This is a genomic window from Streptomyces sp. KPB2 (assembly GCF_003950055.1).
GTDB lineage: Bacteria > Actinomycetota > Actinomycetes > Streptomycetales > Streptomycetaceae > Streptomyces > Streptomyces salinarius.
Window position 1 is genome coordinate 4,846,198 of record NZ_CP034353.1, and the last position, 14,836, is coordinate 4,861,033.

The 14,836-nt window shown below is 72.7% G+C and carries 9 protein-coding genes; 8 read left to right on the top strand and 1 reads right to left on the bottom strand.

The genetic code is table 11. The features are described 5' to 3' along the window. The first annotated feature begins 103 nt into the window (after positions 1–103). From D1J63_RS21860 to mfd, 6 genes are all read left to right on the top strand, one after another. Complete coding sequence (locus tag D1J63_RS21860; RefSeq protein ID WP_102929434.1) at positions 104–1,096, top strand: SMI1/KNR4 family protein; 993 nt, start codon at positions 104–106, stop codon at positions 1,094–1,096. A 7-nt stretch (positions 1,097–1,103) separates the two neighbouring features. After that, on the top strand, positions 1,104–3,926 hold the full coding sequence (locus D1J63_RS21865) for an SUKH-4 family immunity protein (protein ID WP_125630992.1): 2,823 nt from the start codon (positions 1,104–1,106) through the stop codon (positions 3,924–3,926). Between the two features lie 188 nt (positions 3,927–4,114). Next, on the top strand, positions 4,115–5,005 hold the full coding sequence (locus tag D1J63_RS21870) for a cellulose-binding protein (protein WP_125630994.1): 891 nt from the start codon (positions 4,115–4,117) through the stop codon (positions 5,003–5,005). 384 nt (positions 5,006–5,389) lie between these two features. After that, the gene (locus tag D1J63_RS21875; protein ID WP_125630996.1) at positions 5,390–6,178 is read left to right on the top strand and encodes an ABC transporter ATP-binding protein; all 789 of its coding nucleotides are present in this window, start codon (positions 5,390–5,392) and stop codon (positions 6,176–6,178) included. Then, positions 6,175–8,742, top strand: coding sequence for an FtsX-like permease family protein (locus tag D1J63_RS21880; protein ID WP_125630999.1), 2,568 nt, complete (start codon positions 6,175–6,177; stop codon positions 8,740–8,742). The genes D1J63_RS21875 and D1J63_RS21880 overlap by 4 nt, the downstream gene beginning before the upstream one ends. 474 nt (positions 8,743–9,216) lie before the next feature. Beyond that, positions 9,217–12,771: a transcription-repair coupling factor gene (mfd, locus tag D1J63_RS21885; protein ID WP_125631001.1), complete on the top strand. Its 3,555-nt coding sequence runs from the start codon at positions 9,217–9,219 to the stop codon at positions 12,769–12,771. 132 nt (positions 12,772–12,903) lie between these two features. Here mfd and D1J63_RS21890 read toward each other — a convergent pair whose 3' ends face one another. After that, positions 12,904–13,098 (bottom strand): antitoxin, encoded by a 195-nt coding sequence (locus D1J63_RS21890; protein WP_125631003.1) that lies wholly within the window; start codon positions 13,096–13,098, stop codon positions 12,904–12,906. A gap of 147 nt (positions 13,099–13,245) precedes the next feature. Between D1J63_RS21890 and D1J63_RS21895 the strand changes: the two genes are divergently transcribed. Next, positions 13,246–14,019: an HNH endonuclease family protein gene (locus tag D1J63_RS21895; RefSeq protein ID WP_125631005.1), complete on the top strand. Its 774-nt coding sequence runs from the start codon at positions 13,246–13,248 to the stop codon at positions 14,017–14,019. A 63-nt stretch (positions 14,020–14,082) separates the two neighbouring features. Further along, positions 14,083–14,826, top strand: coding sequence for an N-acetyltransferase (locus tag D1J63_RS21900; protein WP_125631007.1), 744 nt, complete (start codon positions 14,083–14,085; stop codon positions 14,824–14,826). The last annotated feature ends 10 nt before the right edge of the window (positions 14,827–14,836 follow it).

Genomic DNA, 14,836 nt, shown 5'->3' on the forward strand with positions numbered 1-14,836 from the left:
GTACCGCATAGGCTGTCGGCACCGCGATCGGACGCGGGGACAAGACAGTGCAGGCAGATCAGAGGGATCTGGCAGCAGACAGACGCCGCAGGGGGCAACCGCCATGACGACAGGTCGGCTCGGGCAAGCAGCCGCGCCGCCGAACGCGGCCTATGCCGGGCAGGTCGTGCATTTCCCGGATCCGGTGCGTGCGGCCCGTCACCCGAGAGGGGTACGGGTGGACGCGGGTGGTTACCCCGATTTCTCGCCGTACGCGCGTGCGGTCGCGGAGATCGCGGATCCGCCGGAGGGTTTCGGGGTCGACGAGTTGCGGCTGACGGACTACGTGTCGGCGAACGCGGCCCTGTCGGCGTCGGGGCACGAGCTGTGGGACACGGTGCCGGCGGTGGCGACGCCGCACGGCTGGACGTGGCACCACGTGGCGGGTTCGCGGCGGATGGAGCTGGTGCCGGTCGAGGTGAAGGCGCTGCTGCGGCACCACGGCGGGATCGCGACGGCGGCGGTGGACCAGGCCAAGCGGGGCACGCGGCCGTTGCAGGAGACGCGTCCGGCGCACTTCGGGCTGCCGAAGTCGGGGGTGGCCGTCACGGAGCAGCAGGTGCAGGGGGTCGAGGAGGACCTCGGGTACCGGCTGCCGGGTGCGTACCGGTCGTTCCTGAAGGCGGCGGGCGGGTGTGCGCCGGTGGGTACGGCGCTCGACGCGGAGCTGGGGCTGCTGGTGGACCAGCCGTTCTTCACGGTGCGTGAGGAGGCGGCGGTCAACGACCTGGTCTATGTGAACAAGTGTCTGCGGGACCACCTGACGAAGGACTTTCTGGCCGTCGCGTTCGTCCAGGGCGGTCTGCTCGCCGTGAAGGTGAAGGGCGAGCGGATCGGTTCGGTGTGGTTCTGCGCGTACGACGACGTGCGGGACGTGGATCCGTCGTGGCCGCCGGCGGATCGTGTGGAGCGGCTGCTGTTGCCGTGCGGTGAGGATTTCGACGCGTTCCTGTCGCGTCTGGCGGGCTCCCCGCCGGAGTTGGAGACGGTGGCGAACCTGATGGTGGACGGCGGGTTCGCGCGTGCGGTGCCCGCGTCGGCGTCGGTAGGGGAGTGAGCTGACGATGGTGACGTTCGCGCAGGCGCAGGAGCGCGCGGAGGAGTGGGTCAACGGCGAGTTGCCGGCGTACCAGCACCGCGAGGTGCGGGTGCGGGAGTTCGACCTGGGGTTCGTGGTGTGGGCGGAGGACCGTGCGGACGGTCCGCGTTCGGACGGGGGTGCGCAGCGGCTGGTGATCGCCCGGGACAGTGGCGAGGCGACGCTGTGGCCCTCGTTGCCGGTGGGTGAGGTGATTCGCCGGTACGAGGAGGAGTACGGCCGTCCCGACGAGGCGGAGGCGTCGGCTGCGGCGCCCGCGGCGCGGGTCGATCTGAATCAGACGTCGTTCTTGTTGAGTCCGCCGGAGTGGTTGCAGGAGGCGGCGGACCGGATCGGTATTCCGGATCGCCGACGGGGGGATCAGGAGGGGCAGGACGGCGGTGGCACCGGGGGTGCGGGGTCTGCCGCCGGGTCTGGTGCGGGTGCGGGTGCTGGTGTCGGGTCCGGCGCCGGTGGCGGGCTGCCCGAGACGCGGGCCGGGGTGCCGTCGGCTCCGGCGGCGTCGGCGGACGCCTCGTCCGGCAGTGGTGCGGGGTGGCCGGCCGCGGGCTCGGGCGACTCGGGGGCGGGCGCGGGTGCGTCGGGTGCGTCGAGTGGTTCCGGTACGCCGAGTGCGCCGAGTGCCCCGAGCGCGCCAGCCGGGGCGACCCCGTGGGCGGGGACGGACACCAACGCGGATGCCGGTGAGGACCGTTCCGTGCCGCTGCCCCAGACCGTGTTCGCGCCGCCGTTGAGCGGTGTCGACGACGACACGCCGCCGCCCTCGACGACGCCGGACGCCAAGACGGCGCTGATGTCGGGCGGCAGTCAGCTTCCGCCGACGGCGCTCGCGCCGGCGATCGGCGACCCGAACGCGCCGGGTGGGCCGGGTGCTCCGGCCGGCCCGAACTCGCCGGGTGCGTCCGCCGGTGCGGGTACGCCGCCGCCCGCACCCCCCACGCCGCCCGCGGCGCAGCCGTCCGCCGGTCCGGGGGCGCCTGGCCAGGGGGCGCCCGGTCCGGGATCGCCCGCCACGCCGCCCCAGCCGCTCGCGTCGAACGCCGGGGACCTCGCCGACGCCGCGACCAGCAAGGCGACGCCTCCGCCGCGCCGTGGCGGTGGTCCGTCGACGCCGCCTCCGCCGGGCGCTCCGGGTGTGCCGGGCGCGCGTCCGGGGAGTACGCCCGCGCCGTCGGGGACTCCGGCGCCGGGCACGCCGGCGGGTGGGTACGTGCCGACGCAGCTGGTGTCGTCGCTGGGCCCCGAGGGTCCGGGCGGTGGTCCGTCGACGCCGCCTCCGCCGGGCGCTCCGGGTACGCCGCCCCCGCCCGGCGCTCCGCAGCCCCCCGCGGGTCAGGGAGCGCCGGGTACTCCGCCGCCCCCGCCGAGTGCGCCGAACGCGCCGGGTGGGACGCCGCCGGGCGGGATGCATCACGCTGCCACGATGCTGGCCGACCCGGGCCGTACCGGCGGCGGTGCCCCGCAACCTCCCGGACCTCCCGGCCCGCCCGCGGCTCCTGGCGTTCCCCCCGCTCCGGGTGCTCCCGGTGTGCCCGGGGCGCCTTCCGGCCCGGGTACGCCGCCGCCGCCTCCTCCGGCCGCTCCGGGCGCTTCCGGTGCCGTGCCCCCGCCCGGTTCCGCGGGGGGTGCGAGCGGTGCCGTGCACCACGCGCAGACCGTGCTGGCGTCGCCCTCCCTGGGCGGTCCCGGCGGCATCGGCGCGCCGCCGCCCCCGCCCGGCGCCGTACCCGCCCCGCCCGGCGCCGTACCGCCGCCGGGGCAGCCCGGGCCGGGGCAGCCGCCGGCGTACGGGTATCCGCCGCAGCCCACCGGTCAGCCGACCGTCGGTCCCGGCTACCAGGCCGTGCTGCGCTACCGCGCGCAGGACGGTTCCGAGCAGCAGCTGATCCGGCGTTCCGCGCCGGGTACGCCGCACCCGGAGTGGCAGATGTTCCACGAGCTGCGCTCCATGAACGTGCCGCCGGACCAGGTGCTCGAGCTGCACACCGAGCTGGAGTCGTGCGAGCTGCCGGGCGCGTACTGCGCGCGGATGATCCGGGAGCAGTGGCCGCAGGCGCGGATCACCTCGATCGCGCCGTACGGTCTGGACCACGCGAGCCGGCAGCAGGGCATGCAGCAGTTGCTGGCGCACCAGGGCGAGCTGCATCAGGTGGCCGACGGCCCCGCGCGTCCGGCGCCGGTGCGGGCGCCGCTGCCGCAGGTGCAGCCGGCGCCGCCGATCCCGCCGGAGGGCATCGGGCAGGAGCTGGCGGCGGCGTTCGGGCCGGGCGTGTTCCGGTTCGAGCAGGCCGCGGTGTCCCGGCAGGGGGTGCCGCCGGTCGTGGCGCACACGCTGGTGGCCGCGGGGCTGCCGATGGACATGGGCCCGTTCTTCTGGGCGCAGGCCCAGCCGGGGCGCCCGGTGCCGACGCTGGCGGAGCTGGCGGCGGAGCGCGGTGTACAGCCGGCCTCGGACGCGGGGTCGTACCTCGTCGTGGGCAGCGACTTCGGCCGCGCGATCTGTGTGCAGTACGGCACGGCGGCCATCGTGGCGGTGCCGGTGGAGGCGGGTCCGGGCGGTGCGCCCGTGCCGCCGCAGTTCGTGAACTCGGGGCTGCCGGAATTCGCGCGTTCCCTCGCGCTGCTGGGCCGGATGTGGCGGCTCAGGTTCGGTCTGAACCAGGAGCAGGCGGGCCGCTGGACGGTGGACTTCCAGGCGCAGTTGGCCGCGCTGGACCCGGCTGCGCTCGGCTCGCCGGAGAGCTGGTGGTCGGTGCTGCTCGAGCAGATGTGGGACGGGCTGCTGTGAGGCGCTCGCGCCGCTGAGGTGCCCGACGGGCGGGGCCCGGTCGATCTGTGGGTCGGCCGGGCCCCGCCCGTTTGTGTGCGGTGTGTCGGATTATGTGCGCTTGCGCCCGATCCATAGAGTCGGACGGGTCCATGTGATGCGGCAGGTCCACCGCGAGGCGGGCCAAGGGTGATGCAGGGGTGATGGGCATGAGCGGTGCATCGGCGTCCCCCCACGGCTTCGTGACCGTACGCGGGCGCGGGCGCGGTTACCGTCCCGAGCAGGTGGAGGCGTACGTCGCGGCCCTCTCCGAGGAGCGTGACGCGGCCTGGGAGCGGGCCGCCCGACTCACCGTGCTGGCCAGGGAGATGGAGGCGGACCTCGGGGACCTGGAGGAGGTGGTCGAGCAGCTCACCTCGCAGGACTACGAGGTGCTGGGGGAGAGCGCGCGCGAGGTGTTCCGGCTCGTCGAGGCGGAGGGCGAGGCGGTGCGCGAGCGGGCGCGTGTCGCCGCTAAGGAGCTGATGGAGGCCGCGAGGGCGCACGCGGCCGGGGTGCGGGAGGCGGCCCGGGCGCACGCCGACGCCGTACGCGCCGAGGCCGACGAACGGGCCCGGCAGGTGCTGCTCGCGGCGCGTGCGGAGGCCGATGAGGTGCGGATCGAGGCGCGGCGCGAGGTGAAGGCGGGGCGCGCGGAGGCGCTGTCCGCGTTGCGCGAGGCGCGTCGGCGCAGCACCGGAACGGCGGCCGAGCAGAGCGGGGAGCTGGCCGAGCGGTGGGCGGCGGCGGAGCGCGCCGAGGAGGAGCGGGTGCGGGCCCTGGACGCCCACCACGCGGAGCTGGTGGCGCGGGCCGAGCAGGTCGCGCGCGAGGCGGAGCGGGAACTCACCGCCGCCCGGGAGGCGGCCGGGCGGCGGCAGGAGGAGGCCCGGGCCCGCGCGGCCGAGCTGGTCGCCGAGGCCCGGGTGCGTCAGGAGCGCATCGCCCGCGACACGGAGCGGGTGCTGCGCGAGCACGGGGAGCGGTGGGACGAACTGCAGGCCCAGATGGACTCCGTGCGCAGCAGCCTGAGTTCCCTGACGGGCCGCGCGGTGGAGTGACGGCCCGCATCGGCTTGCCCCTGACGCGGCGTCAGGGTGGATGCTCGATGCGTCTCAGGGAGGAGGGCGACCCCGAGACCCGCTCCGCCCGGAGGCGGACTGCCCCTAGGGGTACCTCCGTACTACGGCTCGGGGAGGGTTCGTACCGACGGAGGACGAGACGGGCCCGGGGCCGTCCTTAGTCTGGCTTTACGCCGCTGGGGGGCGGTGAACCGGACCCGCGGGGGTGGGGTTTTCCTCAGTAAAAGACTGCGCTGAACACCAGCGCGGTCGGCCCCCGGTTCCGGCCAGACTCTTCGAGACAGCAGCAAGTGCGGGCGCGGCGGCACGGACGTCGCGCCGGGCACCGGCGGCTCACTCGATGACCGACATAGGAGACTTGACATGACATCGGCCGTAAGTATTCCCGCACACGGGAGCACGGGAGGGCGTACGGCCGTTGCCGCGCGAGCGCGGCAGGTCGTGAAGGCCTACGGTTCGGGCGAGACCAGGGTGGTCGCCCTCGACCACGTCGACGTGGACATAGCCCGCGGTCAGTTCACCGCGATCATGGGCCCCTCGGGTTCCGGCAAGTCCACGCTGATGCACTGCCTGGCCGGCCTGGACACCGTCACGGGCGGCCAGATCTACCTGGACGAGACCGAGATCACCGGCCTGAAGGACAAGCGGCTCACCCAGCTGCGCCGGGACCGGATCGGTTTCATCTTCCAGGCCTTCAACCTGCTCCCGACGCTCAACGCGATCGAGAACATCACGCTGCCCATGGACATCGCCGGCCGCAAGTACGACCGCGCGTGGCTGGACCGCGTCGTGGAGACCGTGGGTCTCGCCGGGCGGCTCAAGCACCGGCCCACCCAGCTCTCCGGCGGCCAGCAGCAGCGCGTCGCCGTGGCGCGGGCCCTGGCCGCCCGGCCCGAGATCATCTTCGGTGACGAGCCGACCGGAAACCTGGACTCGCGCGCCGGCGCCGAGGTGCTCGGCTTCCTGCGCCGCTCGGTCACCGAGCTGGGCCAGACCATCGTGATGGTCACCCACGACCCGGTGGCCGCCAGCTACGCGGACCGGGTGCTGTACCTCGCCGACGGCCGGATCGTGGACGAGATGTACCAGCCCACCGCCGAAGGCGTCCTCGACCGCATGAAGGACTTCGACGCCCGGGGGCGCACGTCATGACCGTCGTGAAGACCTCGATGCGCAACTTCTTCGCGCACAAGGGCCGCATGGCGCTCTCGGCGGTGGCGGTGCTGCTGTCGGTGGCGTTCGTCTGCGGCACGCTGGTGTTCACGGACACGATGAACACCACCTTCGACAAGCTCTTCGCGGTCACCTCCTCCGACGTGACGGTCGCGCCGAAGGACGCCAAGGCCGAGGACACCCCGCAGAACGGCGTGCCGGAGTCGCTGCCGGCGTCCACGCTGGAGAAGATCCGCTCGGTCGACGGCGTGGAGTCCGTCGAGGGCGCGGTCGCCTCGATGAACGTGACCGTCGTCAACTCCGACAACGACAACGTGGGAGCCACCAACGGCGCCCCCACCATCGCGGGGAACTGGACCAAGAACGACCTGCGGTCCATGGAGATCACCTCCGGCCACGCCCCGCGCGGCCCGACCGAGGCGATGGTCGACTCCGACACCGCCGACAAGCACGACCTGAAGATCGGCGACGAGCTGCGCACCATCGCGCAGACCGGCGACTTCAAGGCGAAGATCGTCGGCATCGCCTCCTTCACCGTCACCAACCCCGGTGCCGCGGTCGTCTACTTCGACACCCCCACCGCCCAGCGCGAACTGCTCGGGGGCACGGACCGGTTCAGCCAGTTCAACGTCACCGCGGCGTCCGGTGTGACCGACGCTCAGCTGAAGAAGAACGTCTCCGGAGCCCTCGGAGGCGACACCTTCAAGGTCCAGACCGCCAAGGAGGCGTCCGACGAAGGCCGCGAGGACGTCGGCGAGTTCATGGACGTCATCAAGTACGCCATGCTCGGCTTCGCCGGGATCGCGTTCCTGGTCGGCATCTTCCTGATCATCAACACCTTCTCCATGCTGGTCGCCCAGCGCACCCGTGAGATCGGCCTGATGCGGGCCATCGGCTCCTCGCGCCGGCAGGTCAACCGCTCCGTGCTGGTCGAGGCGCTCCTCCTCGGGGTCGTCGGCTCGGTCCTCGGCGTCGCGGCCGGTGTCGGGATCGCCATCGGCCTGATGAAGCTGATGTCGGCGGCGGGCATGAACCTGTCCACCGACGACCTCACCATCAAGACGGCGACCCCCGTGATCGGCCTGATCCTCGGTGTCGTGGTCACCGTCCTGGCCGCCTATCTGCCCGCCCGCCGGGCCGGGAAGATCTCCCCGATGGCCGCCCTGCGCGACGCCGGTACGCCGGCCGACGGCAAGGCCGGCTGGATACGCGGCCTGATCGGCCTGGTGCTCACCGGCGCCGGCGCCGCCGCCCTGCTCACGGCCGCCTCCGCCGACAAGGCGAGCGAGGGCTCGATGATGCTGGGCGCGGGCATCGTGCTCTCGCTCATCGGGTTCGTCGTCATCGGCCCGCTGCTGGCCGGGTTCGTGGTCCGGGTGATCAGCGCGGTGCTGCTGCGGGCCTTCGGCCCGGTGGGCCGGCTGGCCGAGCGCAACGCCCTGCGCAACCCGCGCCGCACCGGCGCGACCGGCGCCGCCCTGATGATCGGCCTCGCACTGGTGGCCTGTCTCTCCGTCGTCGGTTCCTCCATGGTCGCCTCGGCCACCAGTGAGCTGGACAAGACGGTCGGCGCGGACTTCATCGTCCAGGGCAACCAGCGGATCGTGCCGCAGGCCGAGAAGGCCATGACCGACACCCCCGGCCTGGAGCACGTGACCCGCTACAAGGTGCTCGACGCCACGCTGACCTCGCCCGACGGCAAGACGGACGACGACGGCGTCACGGCCGCCGACCCCACCTACGCCGAGGACGTGCGCCGCGCGACGACGAAGGGCAAGCTCGCCGACGCCTACGGCACCGACGCCATGTCGGTGGGCTCGGACTACGCCGAGAAGCACGGCGTGCACGTCGGCGACACCGTCTCCGTCGCCTTCAAGGGCGGCGAGACCGCGAAGCTCAAGGTCGCCGCGATCACCAGCGACGACGTGGCCATCGACCAGGGCGCCCGGTACATCAGCATCGAGACGATGAAGAAGTACCTGCCGGCCGAGAACGTCCCGCCGAACATGATCATGTTCGCCAAGGCGAAGGACGGCCAGGCCGACCAGGCGTACGCCGCGCTGAAGAAGTCCCTGGACGCCTACCCGCAGTACCAGGTGGCCGACCAGACCGACTACAAGCAGGAGCTGAAGGACCAGGTGGGCCAGCTGCTGAACATGGTCTACGGCCTGCTCGCCCTGGCGATCATCGTCGCGGTCCTCGGTGTGGTGAACACGCTGGCGCTGTCGGTGGTCGAGCGGACCCGGGAGATCGGCCTGATGCGGGCCATCGGCCTCTCCCGCCGCCAGCTGCGCCGCATGATCCGCATGGAGTCCGTGGTCATCGCCCTCTTCGGTGCCCTGCTGGGCCTCGGCCTGGGCATGGGCTGGGGCGCCACGGCCCAGAAGCTGCTCGCCCTGGAGGGGCTGAACGTCCTGGACATCCCCTGGCCGACGATCATCGGGGTCTTCGTCGGATCGGCCTTCGTGGGCCTGTTCGCCGCCCTGGTCCCGGCCTTCCGGGCCGGCCGCATGAACGTCCTGAACGCCATCGCGACGGACTAGCACCCGGCCCACCAGCCACCGCACACGGGGGTTGCGGGGGAAGCCCGGCGCCGGAGGCCCACCGCCTCCGGCGCCGGGCCTTTTCACGCCCGCTCCGGCGGCACACCGCGGCCCCCGCCCCCGGGCCGTTCGCGAAGCCGGGGGCCTGTGCCAGGGGCGCCGCGGCTTTCGGCCCCCGAGTCGTCCGTGGCCCGGGGCCGGTCCCAGGGGGCACCGCGGCCTCCGCCCCCGGGCCGTTCGTCACCCCGGGCGTTCGGTTTTCAGCCCACCGAGTCGGGTGGTGGGTGGCCATAGGCCCGGGGGTTCCAGGGGGCGGAGCCCCCTGGTACGGCCACCGTGGCGCCGGCCACCACGCATCCGGCGTCGTCCACAGCCCCCGACGCAGTCGAGCAGACCGACGTAACCTGGACACCCCCGGCCCTCACCGTGTCGGGTTACTCGTGTTGTCCACCCCAGGACGGAAGCGCCCCTTCAATGAGCCTGCACGGTCTGCTCGACGCCGTCGTCAAGGACACCGCCCTCGCGGAAGCGATCACCGCGGCCGCAGACGGCAACCGCATGCACGTCGACCTCGTCGGCCCACCCGCGGCCCGCCCCTTCGCGATCGCCGCCCTGGCCCGCGACACGGGCCGCCCGGTGCTGGCGGTGACGGCGACGGGCCGCGAGGCCGAGGACCTGGCGGCGGCCCTGCGCTCCCTGCTGCCGCCCGAGGGCGTCGTGGAGTACCCCTCCTGGGAGACCCTTCCGCACGAGCGCCTCAGCCCCCGCAGCGACACCGTCGGCCGCCGCCTCGCCGTCCTGCGCCGCCTGGCCCACCCGCGCCCCGACGACCCGGAGACCGGCCCGGTCTCCGTCGTCGTCGCCCCCGTACGCTCCGTGCTCCAGCCGCAGGTCAAGGGCCTGGGCGACCTGGAGCCCGTGGCCCTGCGCACCGGACAGAGCGCCGACCTGGAAGAGATCGTCGAGGCCCTGGCCGCGGCCGCGTACGCGCGCGTCGAGCTGGTCGAGAAGCGCGGCGAGTTCGCCGTGCGCGGCGGCATCCTGGACGTCTTCCCGCCGACCGAGGAGCACCCGCTCCGGGTCGAGTTCTGGGGCGACGACGTCGAGGAGATCCGTTACTTCAAGGTCGCCGACCAGCGCTCCCTGGAGGTCGCCGAACACGGCCTGTGGGCCCCGCCCTGCCGTGAGCTGCTGCTGACCCAGGACGTGCGCGAGCGCGCCGCCGCCCTCGCCGAGGACCACCCCGAGCTGGGCGAACTGCTCGGCAAGATCGCCGAGGGCATCGCGGTGGAGGGCATGGAGTCCCTGGCCCCCGTCCTCGTCGACGACATGGAGCTGCTGCTCGACGTACTGCCCAAGGGCTCGATGTCCGTGGTCTGCGACCCGGAGCGGGTGCGGACCCGGGCCGCCGACCTGGTCGCGACGTCGCAGGAGTTCCTCCAGGCCTCCTGGGCGGCCACCGCGGGCGGCGGCGAGGCCCCGATCGACGTGAACGCGGCCTCCCTGTGGTCCATCGCCGACGTCCGGGAGCGGGCCCGCGAGCTGGACATGATGTGGTGGTCGGTCTCTCCCTTCGCCGCCGACGAGACGCTGACGTCCGACGCCGGCACGGCGGGCGACTCGGACACCCTCAAGCTCGGCATGCACGCCCCCGAGACCTACCGCGGCGACACCGCCAAGGCGCTGGCCGACACCAAGGGCTGGCTCGCCGACGGCTGGCGCGCGGTCTACCTCACCGAGGGCCACGGCCCCGCCTCCCGCACCGTCGAGGTCCTCGGCGGCGAGGGCATCGCCGCCCGCCTCGACCAGGACCTCGGCACCCTCAGCCCCTCGGTCGTGCACGTCTCCTGCGGCTCGATCGACCACGGCTTCGTCGACCCGGTACTCAAGCTGGCCGTGCTCACCGAGACCGACCTGACCGGTCAGAAGGCCGCGGGACGCGAGGGCGCCCGGATGCCGGCCCGGCGCCGCAAGACCATCGACCCGCTCACCCTGGAGGCCGGCGACTACATCGTCCACGAGCAGCACGGCGTCGGCCGCTACATCGAGATGGTGCAGCGCACCGTCCAGGGCGCCACCCGCGAGTACCTGGTCGTGGAGTACGCGCCCGCCAAGCGCGGCCAGCCCGGCGACCGCCTCTACATCCCCACCGACCAGCTGGAGCAGATCACCAAGTACGTCGGCGGCGAGGCCCCCACCCTGCACCGGCTCGGCGGCGCCGACTGGACCAAGACCAAGGCGCGCGCCAAGAAGGCGGTCAAGGAGATCGCCGCCGACCTGATCAAGCTCTACAGCGCGCGGATGGCGGCGCCGGGCCACGCGTTCGGCGCGGACACCCCCTGGCAGCGCGAGCTGGAGGACGCCTTCCCCTACGCGGAGACGCCGGACCAGCTCACCACCATCGCCGAGGTCAAGGACGACATGGAGAAGACGGTCCCGATGGACCGCCTGATCTGCGGCGACGTCGGCTACGGCAAGACGGAGATCGCGGTCCGCGCCGCCTTCAAGGCCGTCCAGGACGGCAAGCAGGTCGCCGTCCTCGTCCCCACCACGCTGCTGGTGCAGCAGCACTTCGGCACGTTCAGCGAGCGCTACGCGCAGTTCCCGGTGAACGTGAAGGCGCTGTCCCGCTTCCAGACCGACACCGAGTCGAAGGCGACCCTGGAAGGGCTGCGCGAGGGCTCGGTGGACATCGTCATCGGCACCCACCGCCTGTTCTCCTCGGAGACCAAGTTCAAGGACCTGGGCCTGGTCATCGTCGACGAGGAGCAGCGCTTCGGCGTCGAGCACAAGGAGCAGCTCAAGAAGCTGCGCGCCAACGTCGACGTGCTGACCATGTCCGCCACCCCCATCCCGCGCACCCTGGAGATGGCGGTCACCGGCATCCGCGAGATGTCCACGATCACCACCCCGCCGGAGGAGCGCCACCCGGTGCTGACCTTCGTCGGCCCCTACGAGCACAAGCAGATCGGCGCCGCCATCCGCCGCGAGCTGCTGCGCGAGGGCCAGGTCTTCTACATCCACAACCGCGTCGAGTCCATCGACCGCGCGGCGGCCAAGCTGCGCGAGATCGTCCCCGAGGCACGCATCGCCACCGCCCACGGCCAGATGTCGGAGCAGGCCCTGGAGCAGGTCGTCGTCGACTTCTGGGAGAAGAAGTTCGACGTACTGGTCTCCACCACCATCGTCGAGTCCGGCATCGACATCTCCAACGCCAACACCCTCATCGTCGAGCGCGGCGACAACTTCGGCCTCAGCCAGCTCCACCAGTTGCGCGGCCGTGTCGGCCGGGGCCGCGAGCGCGGGTACGCGTACTTCCTCTACCCGCCGGAGAAGCCCCTGACGGAGACCGCTCACGAGCGGCTCGCCACCATCGCCCAGCACACCGAGATGGGCGCGGGCATGTACGTGGCGATGAAGGACCTGGAGATCCGCGGCGCGGGCAATCTGCTGGGCGGCGAGCAGTCCGGACACATCGCCGGGGTCGGCTTCGACCTGTACGTGCGCATGGTCGGCGAGGCCGTCGCCGACTACCGGGCCTCTCTGGAGGGCGGGGTCGAGGAGGAGCCGCCGCTGGAGGTCAAGATCGAGCTGCCCGTCGACGCGCACGTCCCGCACGACTACGCGCCCGGCGAGCGGCTGCGCCTCCAGGCGTACCGGTCCATCGCCTCCGCCAACAGCGAGGAGGACATCAAGGCCGTACGGGAGGAGCTGGTCGACCGCTACGGCAAGCTGCCGGAGCCGGTGGAGAACCTGCTGCTGGTGGCCGGCCTGCGCATGCTCGCGCGGGCGTGCGCCGTCGGAGAGGTCGTGCTCCAGGGCAACAACATCCGCTTCGCGCCGGTGGAGTTGCGCGAGTCCCAGGAGCTGAGGCTCAAGCGGCTCTACCCCGGCAGCGTCATCAAGGCGGGCACCCACCAGGTGCTCGTACCGCGTCCGAAGACGGCGAAGGTGGGCGGCAAGCCGCTGGTCGGGCGGGAACTGCTCGGCTGGGTGGGCGAGTTCCTCACTTCGATCCTGGGTTCGTAGCACCCGGGGCCGGGGCTCGGCCGAGAAGAAGCCGACCGAGAAGAAGCCGACCGAGAAGAAGCCGGCCACGGAGAAGCCGTCCACGGGGACAGTTCCGTGGACGGCTTCGACGTGTCCGGTTGCGGGGAGCGCTTACTGCTGCTCCCGGCCGCCCTGCTCGCGCCCGAAGCCGAGCTTGCCCTCGGCCTGCTGCTGCGCGGCGTCGACCTGCTTCTCGTACTTGCCGCCGGTCCTCTGATTGACCTGGCGTTCGGCGGCGTCGGACATCTTCCTTGACCTGTCCTTGTCCTTGCCGGCCATGCTCTTCATCTTGTCGAGGATGCCCATGCAGAGCTCCTTCCGAGACGTGACTCACTGTCGACCGTACGACAGATATGTCTCGTGTGCCCACTAAAGACCATCTAAGGCACGGTATGGTGCGGCCTTCTCCCTCGCTACGGTGGTTGCCGCGAACGGGCAAGGGGAGGGGCGCGCATGAGGCGGCACAGCAGGATCCGTACCGGGTGGGCCGCGGGCGCGGTCCTCGCCCTGGCCCTGGTGACCGGCTGCGAGGGCCTGGAGGCGGACGGCGACACCCCTGCCTCGGGCGGCGGCGCCGAGGCTCCCGCGGCGGGCCGTGCCGCGAGCCCGCTGGACAACCCGGACGGCACCGGGCCGGGCCTCGCCCCGGTCACGGGCGACGGCCCGCGCACCGAGGCCCGCAAGCTGATCGACGGCCTGACCACCAAGGGGCGCGGCCCGAAGACGGGGTACGACCGCGACGAGTTCGGCTACGCCTGGATGGACACCGCCGACGGCGTCCCACTCGCCCGCAACGGCTGCGACACCCGGAACGACCTGCTGAAACGCGATGGCCAGAAGGTGCGTTTCCGGTCCGGCTCCGACTGTGTGGTCATCGCCATGACGCTGGACGACCCGTACACCGGGACGAGCATCGAGTGGCGCAAGCAGAAGGCGAGCGAGGTCCAGATCGACCACGTCGTGCCGTTGTCGTACAGCTGGCAGATGGGTTCCTCGCGCTGGCCGGAGAGCAAGCGGGAGCAGCTGGCCAACGATCCGCTCAACCTGCTCCCCGTCGAGGGCCGCGCCAACTCCGCCAAGCGGGACTCGGGCCCGGCCTCCTGGCTGCCGCCCAGCAGGACGATCCGCTGCGCGTACGCGGTGCGGTTCGCGCAGGTGGCCGCCAAGTACGAACTGGCGGTGACGAAGGCGGACAAGACGACGATGGCGGAGCAGTGCGGCGGCTGAAGGCCCGGGGGCGGTGAGGCAAACCGCTTTCGAGTCGTCGGCCCTCCCGCCTACCTTGCCCCCATGAAGCCGCAGATATGGAGTCTCGCCGAACGCCCGGAGATGCGGGACCGGATCCGGGACATGGCCGACAGCTGGCCGGCGTTCGCCGTCGAGGACCTCTCGGGCAACGCCCACTTCCCCCGCATCGCCGCGGAACTGCCCGAGTACGTGCAGTTCGCCGAGGACGAGCACGGCGAGGTCGTCGCCCACGGGCACAGCGTGCCGTTCGCCCTGCACACGGAGGAACGCGGGAGGCTGCCCGCACGGGGCTGGAGCGAGGTGCTCGTCTGGGCCTTCGGCGACCTGCGCCGCGGGGTCCGCCCGGACACCGTCAGCGCCATCTCCGTCACCGTCGCCCCGCGCGCCCAGGGGCGCGGCCTGTCCGGCCGGATGCTCGCCGCCATGCGGGACAACGCCCGCGCCCGCGGTTTCCGCGAGGTCGTCGCCCCCGTCCGGCCCAGCGCCAAGCACCTCGAACCGCACGCCCCCATCGAGGAGTACGCCCGGCGCCTGCGCCCCGACGGCCTGCCCCACGACCCCTGGCTGCGCGTCCACGCTCGGGCCGGCGCCACCCTCGACTCCGTGGCCCCGGCCTCCATGACCGTCTCCGGCTCGCTGGAGGAGTGGCGGGGGTGGACGGGACTGCCCTTCGACACCGCCGGGGACGTCGAGGTCCCCGGCGCCCTGGTGCCGGTGCGCTGCGAACCGGAGCGCGGGTACGCGGTGTACGTCGAGCCGAACGTGTGGATGCGGCACGCGCTGTAGCCGCAGCCGG

Coding starts and splice junctions, on each gene's coding strand:
- D1J63_RS21860 (WP_102929434.1), top strand. CDS start 104: ATGACGACAGGTCGGCTCGGGCAAGCAGCCGCGCCGCCGAACGCGGCC.
- D1J63_RS21900 (WP_125631007.1), top strand. CDS start 14,083: ATGAAGCCGCAGATATGGAGTCTCGCCGAACGCCCGGAGATGCGGGAC.
- D1J63_RS21895 (WP_125631005.1), top strand. CDS start 13,246: ATGAGGCGGCACAGCAGGATCCGTACCGGGTGGGCCGCGGGCGCGGTC.
- D1J63_RS21880 (WP_125630999.1), top strand. CDS start 6,175: ATGACCGTCGTGAAGACCTCGATGCGCAACTTCTTCGCGCACAAGGGC.
- D1J63_RS21865 (WP_125630992.1), top strand. CDS start 1,104: ATGGTGACGTTCGCGCAGGCGCAGGAGCGCGCGGAGGAGTGGGTCAAC.
- mfd (WP_125631001.1), top strand. CDS start 9,217: ATGAGCCTGCACGGTCTGCTCGACGCCGTCGTCAAGGACACCGCCCTC.
- D1J63_RS21875 (WP_125630996.1), top strand. CDS start 5,390: ATGACATCGGCCGTAAGTATTCCCGCACACGGGAGCACGGGAGGGCGT.
- D1J63_RS21870 (WP_125630994.1), top strand. CDS start 4,115: ATGAGCGGTGCATCGGCGTCCCCCCACGGCTTCGTGACCGTACGCGGG.
- D1J63_RS21890 (WP_125631003.1), bottom strand. CDS start 13,098: ATGGGCATCCTCGACAAGATGAAGAGCATGGCCGGCAAGGACAAGGAC.